Source organism: Youxingia wuxianensis (assembly GCF_014385085.1).
Taxonomy (GTDB): Bacteria; Bacillota; Clostridia; order Oscillospirales; family Ruminococcaceae; genus Youxingia; species Youxingia wuxianensis.
In genome coordinates, this window is the sequence record NZ_JACRTD010000001.1 from 438152 (window position 1) to 446317 (window position 8166).

At 48.3% G+C, this 8166-nt stretch carries 8 protein-coding genes and 1 pseudogene; 1 reads left to right on the plus strand and 8 read right to left on the minus strand.

Going from position 1 to position 8166, the window contains the following annotated elements; all coding sequences use genetic code 11:
• Positions 1–103 precede the first annotated feature (103 nt).
• The 3 genes from tnpC to tnpA are packed head-to-tail and all read right to left on the minus strand — an operon-like array spanning position 104 to position 2584.
• Positions 104–1861: an IS66 family transposase gene (tnpC, locus tag H8705_RS02235; protein WP_262394224.1), complete on the minus strand. Its 1758-nt coding sequence runs from the start codon at positions 1859–1861 to the stop codon at positions 104–106.
• A 25-nt stretch (positions 1862–1886) separates the two neighbouring features.
• Positions 1887–2243 carry an IS66 family insertion sequence element accessory protein TnpB gene (tnpB, locus tag H8705_RS02240; RefSeq protein ID WP_262394225.1) on the minus strand — a complete coding sequence of 119 codons (357 nt, stop codon included), beginning with the start codon at positions 2241–2243 and terminating at the stop codon, positions 1887–1889.
• Entirely contained in the window at positions 2237–2584 is a 348-nt protein-coding gene (gene tnpA / locus H8705_RS02245) for an IS66 family insertion sequence element accessory protein TnpA (RefSeq protein ID WP_262394226.1), read from the minus strand. Before tnpA ends, tnpB begins: the two co-directional genes overlap by 7 nt.
• Positions 2585–2692: 108 nt before the next feature.
• Between tnpA and H8705_RS02250 the strand changes: the two genes are divergently transcribed.
• Positions 2693–2998: a transposase gene (locus H8705_RS02250; protein WP_262394247.1), complete on the plus strand. Its 306-nt coding sequence runs from the start codon at positions 2693–2695 to the stop codon at positions 2996–2998.
• Positions 2999–3186: 188 nt separating this feature from the next.
• On the opposite strand, the gene H8705_RS02255 is transcribed toward H8705_RS02250, so the two are convergent.
• The 5 genes and pseudogenes from H8705_RS02255 to H8705_RS02275 form a co-directional block, all read right to left on the minus strand.
• Entirely contained in the window at positions 3187–4086 is a 900-nt protein-coding gene (locus H8705_RS02255; protein WP_262394227.1) for a DUF368 domain-containing protein, read from the minus strand.
• A complete protein-coding gene (locus tag H8705_RS02260; protein ID WP_262394228.1) occupies positions 4034–4702 on the minus strand; it encodes a potassium channel family protein in 669 nt (222 codons plus the stop codon). The genes H8705_RS02255 and H8705_RS02260 overlap by 53 nt, the downstream gene beginning before the upstream one ends.
• Before the next feature lie 18 nt (positions 4703–4720).
• Positions 4721–6016, minus strand: a complete 1296-nt coding sequence (locus tag H8705_RS02265; protein WP_087185441.1) for a TrkH family potassium uptake protein — start codon at positions 6014–6016, stop codon at positions 4721–4723.
• A gap of 10 nt (positions 6017–6026) precedes the next feature.
• On the minus strand, positions 6027–6650 hold the full coding sequence (locus H8705_RS02270; RefSeq protein WP_262394229.1) for a DUF47 domain-containing protein: 624 nt from the start codon (positions 6648–6650) through the stop codon (positions 6027–6029).
• Positions 6651–6698: 48 nt separating this feature from the next.
• A pseudogene (locus tag H8705_RS02275) lies at positions 6699–7751 on the minus strand (anion permease).
• Positions 7752–8166: the final 415 nt, after the last annotated feature.

The window sequence follows — 8166 nt, forward strand, 5'->3', positions numbered from 1 at the left end:
CTGGATGACTTCTACGCTTGCTATACGCAAGCGTCAAACCTCCCCGCGTATAAAAAGACCGCCATCTCAAGGAGCTACTGCTCACCGAGATGGCGGTCTTCTGTTATTGCGGCATATAGCATTCTTTCGGGGCTCTCGCGGGCAGCAGCTTTTCAGCCCATGCTTCATCAGTTTCACTCAGTTGCGGCGCATTTCGCAGGATCCAAAGCAAATATCGGTACGGATCCAGCCCGTTTTCCTTCGCCGTTTCAATCAGGCTGTAGATCAAGCTGCTGGCCCGCGCGCCACCGGCTGTATTGGCAAACAGCCAGTTCTTCCTGCCCATCACGAAGGGCTTGATGCTGCGCTCGGCGCGGTTGTTGCTCAGCTCTAGACGGCCATCCTCCAGATACCTTGTCAGGTACGGCCACTGCTCCAACAGATAGTGAATGGCCCTGCCCAACGTGGATTTCGGGACTGTTTTCACCTGCATCTCATTTGTCCATGACAACAGCGCGTCTAAAACAGGTTTCTCCTGTTCCAGCCGCTTTTCATACCGCTCCTCCGGCGTCAGCTCCGCAAACGCCTGCTCCAGCTTGAAAAGCCGGGAGCAATAGCATTCGCCAATCGCTGCCGGGGAGTCCTTTTGCATCTCCTTAGGCAGCGTTTGCAGTGCCTCGTCAAATTTTCGCCGCGCGTGGGCCCAGCACCCAACCACCCGGATATTCTCAGGAAGCTTGTGGTAGCCCTGGTACCCATCCGCGTGCAGCCATCCTGAGAAGCCTTGCAGGAAACGCTCGGCGTGCTCCGCTTTCCTCGTGGGCTGATACTCATACAGCACAATGGCCTGTTTTGCGCAGCCGCTGGTGCGGTACAGCCACATGTAGGACTTGCTGGTGGAGGAACGTCCCGGCTCTCTCAACACCTGCAAGGTCGTCTCGTCGGCGTGCAGCACAGTCTCCCTGCAGAGCTGCTCGTGCAGCGTATCGTAGACCGGCTGCAGCCACTTCTCCGAAGAGTTCAGCAGCCAGTTGGCCATGGTCTGCCGGGACAGCTTCAGCCCCTGACGATTAAATTCCTGTTCCAGCCGGTACAGCGGCGAGTACATGACAAACTTCTGCGCTGCCAGATACGCCACCGCCTCCGCAGAGGCAAAACTGCCGGGCAGCAGTGAGGGTTCTTTCGCTGCCTTCACAATGTTGGCCTCGCCAGTCTCCTGCTCACAGTTCTTGCAGGCGTAGGTGTAGTATACATCCTCGCGAACCCAGAACTCTGCCGGCTTCATCTGCAGCGTCCGGCGAACCTCTTTGCCGATCTCAACCAACTCGCTTCCGCAGGCAGAGCAGATCCGCTCATTCTCCGGCAGACGGTGCTCCACCACCTCGGTGGGAGTACCCTTTGGAACGACATCCAGCACATTGCCGGACTGCCGTTTGCGCTCGTGTGCCTTCACGGTGATCTGCTTCTCCGTGGCGGCCTTTGTGCCGAAGGCGTAGGCTTCCAGCTCGTTGTAGGTCAGGCTCAGCTGATCCATGACCATCTGCTCCGCCTGCTCTGAAGAACGGCCAAACAGCTTTTTCCTGGACAGCTTCAGCTGCTCCAGCAGCCACTCATTTTGCAGCGTAAGGCTGGTAATGACTTGAGCTTGCTCCTGCTCACGGGCAGCAAGCTTTGCTTCCAGTCTTGCATGTTCCGCCTCAAGCTTGATGCGCTCTGCTTCAAGCCTTACTCGCGTTGCTTCCATCTGCGCATTTTCTTGCTGCAAACGCTCATATTCCGCACGGGAAATGGTCACCATTTCTTCCGTGTTCCTTGTCTGCATTTCTTTGTTTTCCATGTAGATATTATACCACAGAACACGGCAAAAAGCCAGTGTTTTCAATGGTTTCCAGCCACTTTTTCTCTGCTTAGACTGTGGTCAATCCCATTACTGGGCGATGGGCTTTCGGCTGCTCGATCTGCAGCCCCTCCATAAGCCAACGGTACTGCTGCGGCGTTAAGGTTTTTACCTCAGATTCAAAACGCGGCCATTGATACGCGCCCATTTCCAGTCGTTTGTACAGCAGGATGAAGCCATCCTTTTCCCAGTACAAGCCCTTGATCCGATCCCGCCGCCGTCCGCAGAACAAAAATAATGTGTTGGTAAATGGATCTAACGCAAACTGCTGCTGGACGAGGCGTGCCAGACCGTCTATACCTTTGCGCAGATCTGTGTAGCCACAGGCAATATAGACTTTGTCTGCGCCGGTGAAATCGTTCAGCATGGGCGCAGCAGCTCCACCAGCATTTTCAGCTGTTCTGCATCGCATCCCGAGTAAATGTCCAGACTGGCACTGCCAATATGCAGCGTGGCGCAACGTTCTGCAACGTTGCGTGACACCTGCTTCGGCGCCGGCAGCTCCGCAAAGGTCACGGTCGTTGATGGCGGTGTTCCGTTGCTCCGCACTCCCGTCAGAAGTTCCCGCTCCCAACGGTAATAGGTGGTTGTTGTAACGCCCTGCTGCCGGCACCATTCGCTTACGGAGAGACCGCTGCCCCGGCATTCCTGTATAGCTATGTTCCATTCCTGCTTCTTGGCTTCGTGTTTCAGTTCATTGCTCGTCATTTACTGTACACCCCTGAACGTTATAGTGGTGGGAAGTTTCGCAACTTCCCACCACTATTGTCCCATGTCTGTCCAGCCGCCCTCAGCTTTGACGGTTACTGCTATACGGTGGAGGAAGCAAGGAACGCCTTTGACTCTCTCTATTCCTGGATGCGCCGTTGCCGGTTGCAGCCAATGAAAGACGCTGCCACCACACTACGCAACCACAAGGAGAAGATACTGGCCTACTTCTACCACCGCATTACCAACGCTGTCTGTGAGGGTATTAACTCCATGATACAGGCAGCCAAACGGAAAGCCCGTGGCTTTAATACCTATGAGGGCTTTGCCTCGATGATTTACCTGTTGCTGGTAAACTCCAACTCGCTGTCCCTAACCCTTTCTAAATACTCCTATCCACTAAAACGGGAGTAGAGCCTTTATTTGTATGCTTTGTGCGGGAAAATAGCATTTATACCGGTTCGGTCGACATGGGGATTGTCCTTTTTCCATACATCCCCGGAAAATGCGATGCGAATCCTTACGGTGTAGATGGCTCATGGGACATAACGATAGAGCATCTATTAATTTCTGCTGCTGAAAAGAGATTTGTCAAGTTCTTTTTATTTTTCCTCTTTTGTGATAACACCATTATGTGAAAGCAAATAGATTATGAAAAAGCCGCCTAAGCCGGCTGCGATACATACTATTAACTCCCTCCAAGCGGGGATTCCAGGGAAAATACTGGCGACGGATCCAAGGATGAAGCCAAGGATGACCAAATATGTAAATCGCGGGTAGCGCATCATTGCTTTTTCTAATAACTTGGCTGTTAAAATAATACCAACGATACCTCCTAACAACATGGGAATCAGAAAAGACAGTTGAAATGTTTGAATGGCCGTTATTGTTTCGTCATACAACCCTAACAACAGCAGAAAATAAGATACGCTGACACCGGGAAGAAGCAGTGCGATTGCGGCAATTGCTCCTGCGGCGAACAAACTCAAAAATCCTGATAATCCAGTTAATTGTCCAATATTTTCCGAACGGAACGGAAATACTGATATGCCGACAACAATCAGTACGCCAAGAGAAATATACGCAGGGACTCTCCATGAGAACGCATGAATTTTTGATTCGCGGATTATCATGGGAATTCCCCCAATCACTGCTCCTATAAAGAAATACATCGTCGGTTTCGGGTATGTAGTTATTAAATAAGAGATCGGATTTGAAAGCAACGCCATTCCGACCATTGCCCCAATACAAAACACAAGCAGGAAGCAAAAGTTCCTGCTTTTTTTCTGACGAAATGAGCTGACGGCGGAAATAAGAGAACTATAGATGCCAAGAATCATGGCCATTGAACCGCCGCTGACACCCGGAACCAACATCGTTCCGCCGACAATACACCCTTTCACAGCGATGGAAAAGTAGTTTTTCCAATGCCGCGTTATTCGCCGTGGTTCATTGGATATCCTCCTCAAAATGTTCCAAATTTTTAATCTGTCCAACGACATTGATCACATCACCTTCACGGAAGCAATATTCCGCCGCAAAATTCACATCTGTATGGCCGTCATGTTCAACGGCGATAATGTTTACTCCATAACGGCGGCGGATGTTCATATCCTGAATGGTCGTGCCAATCAGTTTTTGAGACACCTGGAGACGGCGCACCTCAGCATTGCCGCTCAATGCGATAGAATCCAGAAAACTATTATACAGCAGTCCTTTGCCAAGCCGTATCGCCATATCTCTCTCAGGGTATACGACCGATGCTCCCAGTTGTTTGAGCGCTTCGCCATGAATAAAGCTTGTTGCCTTTGCTATGACATGTCCGACGCCCATTTTCAATACTGTCATGGTTGCAAGAATGCTGACATCAATTTGTTCTCCAATACATATCGCAACAACTTCACAGTTCTGAATCCCGGCCTCTTCAAGGGTCATTTGTTCCAGATTATCAACAACCAAAGCCATTTCCGTAAAGCGCCTGGCCTCTCGTACCCGCGTCTCGTCCTTATCGATAGCGATGACTTCTTTTCCCGCTGATGCAAGGCACTCCACCAGCGCCATACCAAAACGCCCCAACCCTATAATTCCGTAGGAATTTGCATTATTTTTCTTTTTCATTTTGCACTTCTCCTTGTATTATCCAATTGTGATAGATTCTTCCGTATAACGGATATTGGGCAAAGGACGATCTATCCAGAGCGTCAGCAAGGTAAACGCACCGACGCGTCCGGCAAACATCGTGAAAATTAACACCAGTTTGCTTGCCACACCGAGATCCGGCGTGATTCCAGTAGAAAGACCCACTGTACCAAACGCGGATACTTCTTCGAACATAAGCTGCACAAAACTGTATTCCGGCTCCAGCACACAGAGCAAAAACGTTCCGCCGCATACCAACAGCATGGAAAGCAGCGTAACGGTGCACGCCTTAGAGAACACTTCAAATGGGATACTGCGACGAAATGCGCCGATATGACGTTTGGTAAACAAGCTCCGTACATGCTGCACCAAAACAAAAAATGTACTTGTCTTGATACCACCGCCCGTAGAGCCAGGCGAGGCGCCAATAAACATCAGTACGATCAAGGTGAATAAGCCTGCATTGGTAAACTCGCCAATGGGATAGGTAGAAAATCCTGCCGTACGTGCAGATACGCTCTGAAAAAACGCACCCATCCATGTCACATTCTCGGTTGCCTTTAAAAGCAGCGTACCGCCCAAAAGCAGAGCAAGCGTTGTTGACAAGACCACTTTGGAATGAAGAGTCAATTTCCGGAAGGACCGTTTTTTCAATATGTCTAAAATTACAAGAAAACCCAGTCCGCCGAAAATGATCAGGCCACATGTAGTCAAGTTCAGCAGAACATTGCTTTGATATGGGATTAAATTTCTCAAGCCGCCCAGAATGTCAAAGCCGGAGTTGTTGAAGGCGGCGATGGAGTGGAAAATGCTGATCCAAAGCGCTTTCAGGACGGGGTAATCCTGCACAAATACGATGAAGCTCAAAATAACACCTGCCAGTTCAAAGCAGAAGGTCATGAGTAAAACCGCTTTAACAAGCCGGACAATGCCCTTGATCCCATCTATATTCAGGGCCTCTTTGACCAGGATCCGTCCTTTGATTCCGATATTTTTTCTCGCAGCCAAAATCAGTCCTACACCAATGGATGTAACGCCCAATCCGCCGATCTGGATCAGGGCAGCAACGACTACCTGACCAAAGAAGGTGAAGTGATCCGCAACGTCAATGGAAATCAAACCTGTCACGCAAACTGCACTGGTCGAGGTAAAAAGGGCGTCGATGAAATGTACCTTCGCATCATTTCGCACCGATACTGGCAGCATAAGTAAAAGTGCCCCAATCAATATCACCAGGGCAAACCCTATGGCAATTAATCGCCCTGGAGGTTGTTTTTTTATCTTCGCAAGCATATTTTTCTCCTCATCTGTTTTTCATAACAACGCTTTCCACAATATCTGCAATATGTTCACAGGTATCTGCACATTTTTCCAGATAGAGATAAATTTCCCGCCATACGAGAATATGCAACGGATCGATGTTTGTTCCGTGCAGACGGTACATACAGGAGATGAACAGTTCGTCCGATTCTTCCTCCAGACTGTTAATTCGAACAATACATTCGTGGAGTTTCTTGGAATGTTTGAAATGTGGAAATTCTTCCATCAATAAGCAGATTTCCTCACAGCAGCGGATAAGTACATCTACCATCTGGAAAGCGTCTTCACGTATGTCAGAAATATGATTGTAATAGATTCGAATCAGAACATCTTCAATTTTGTCGGTAAGATCATCCATGTTCTGGCTAATCTGCACCAAGTCCTCCCGATCAATGGGCGTAATAAACGCTTTCACCAAGGTGTTTATCAATTCATGTTTTTTGCTGTCGCCAGCATGCTCAATCTTATGCATTTCGTCCAGCTTTTCTTTTAAAGCTGTCGCATCAAAGTGCTCCAGGGTGTCTCTTAAAAAATACGCGGCTCGTCGTGAGCAATCTGCACAGTCCATAAAATTCTGAAAATAAAAAGAATCTTGTTTTTTCGACATTGTTTCCACCTCATACTGGTTATTATATTAACGCAAATGCATTTATGCTTAAAAAACGGCAATAAAGATTTTCGCTACCACGAAACTGATCAATCCACACCCCGGAAAAGTGAAAATCCACGTAAGCACCATATCCTTCACAACACCAAGATTGATGGCGGAAAGCCTTTTTACAGCACCAACGCCCATGATCGCGCTGGTTTTTGTATGGGTGGTTGAAACCGGAATGCCAAACAGACTGGAGAGCAACAGGCAGAACGCTGCGGCAAGATCGGCAGAGAATCCCTGATATTTTTCCAGTTTTACCATGTCCATACCCACAGATTTGATGATTTTCTCTCCGCCTACGCTTGTCCCAAGAGCCATGATGATACTGCACAGCAGCATTAGCCAGACCGGGATGGTCATTCCAGTAACACTACTCTGGCCATTTGAAAAAGCGATCCCTAAAAACAAAACGCCGATAAACTTTTGACCATCCTGTGCACCGTGCATAAAACTCATAGCTGCAGCACCGAAAATTTGCGCTGCTCCAAAAAAACGATTGGTCGTTCGGCGATCCTTAGAACTGCATATCAGCGTAACCAGTTTGCACATGATCCAGCCGATAGCAAAACCCAGCACAAGGCTCAGTACCAAACCGTAGAGCACCTTGGATCACTCATCCATATTGATCCCGTCAGTTCCGTTTTGAATGGCCAGAGCCGCTCCGGTCAAGCCGGCAATCAGACTGTGACTCTCGCTGGTGGGAATTCCTAAACGGGAAACACCTACGCTATACACCACAATGGAAAGCAGGGCGGCACACAAGGCAACGAGAGCGCTGTGCGTATCACCGCCAAAGTCAACCATGTTGCTTATGGTGGAGGCTACCGAGCTGTTGATCTGAGTCATAATTAAGACGCCAAGAAAATTAAATACCGCACTCATCAAAATGGCGCTGCGCACACGCATACATCGAGTCGTGATGCATGTTGCGATAGCGTTGGGCGCATCGGTCCAACCGTTTACAAAAATCACGCCCAATGTAAATAATACTGTGATGCATAAGATCGGACTTGATGAGACCCCTTCAAGAAATGCATTAAAAGAAAAATCCACAATTTCCCTCCTCAAATCATTGGCAAAAAAAGAAGGCAGACCCTTCTGTGAGAAGTTCTGCCTTCTGTGCTTAATCAAATATCAGCAACTAATTTTTGATTAAAAACATTTTGGAATAAATAGAGATGCAAAAAGCTCTCTATGACAGACTCCACCACTTATTCCAGTTTATCATATTATCACAATATCTATATAATGTCAAGTGTGAGTGATCGCAGTCACTTCATTCTTTTTATCCGCTTCAAGATTTGCTCCATAGCGGCAATATTCTTGCGGCCTTTTCGTTGATATTTTTCGGCTCTACTCCAAAGTTAGTGGATAAAGGGATTTTGTGATATACTCTCTAGGGGGTGATACAGATGATAGCTAACTTTCCTGACATGATAGCCGGATCTCTCAACCTGAGTGAACCGTG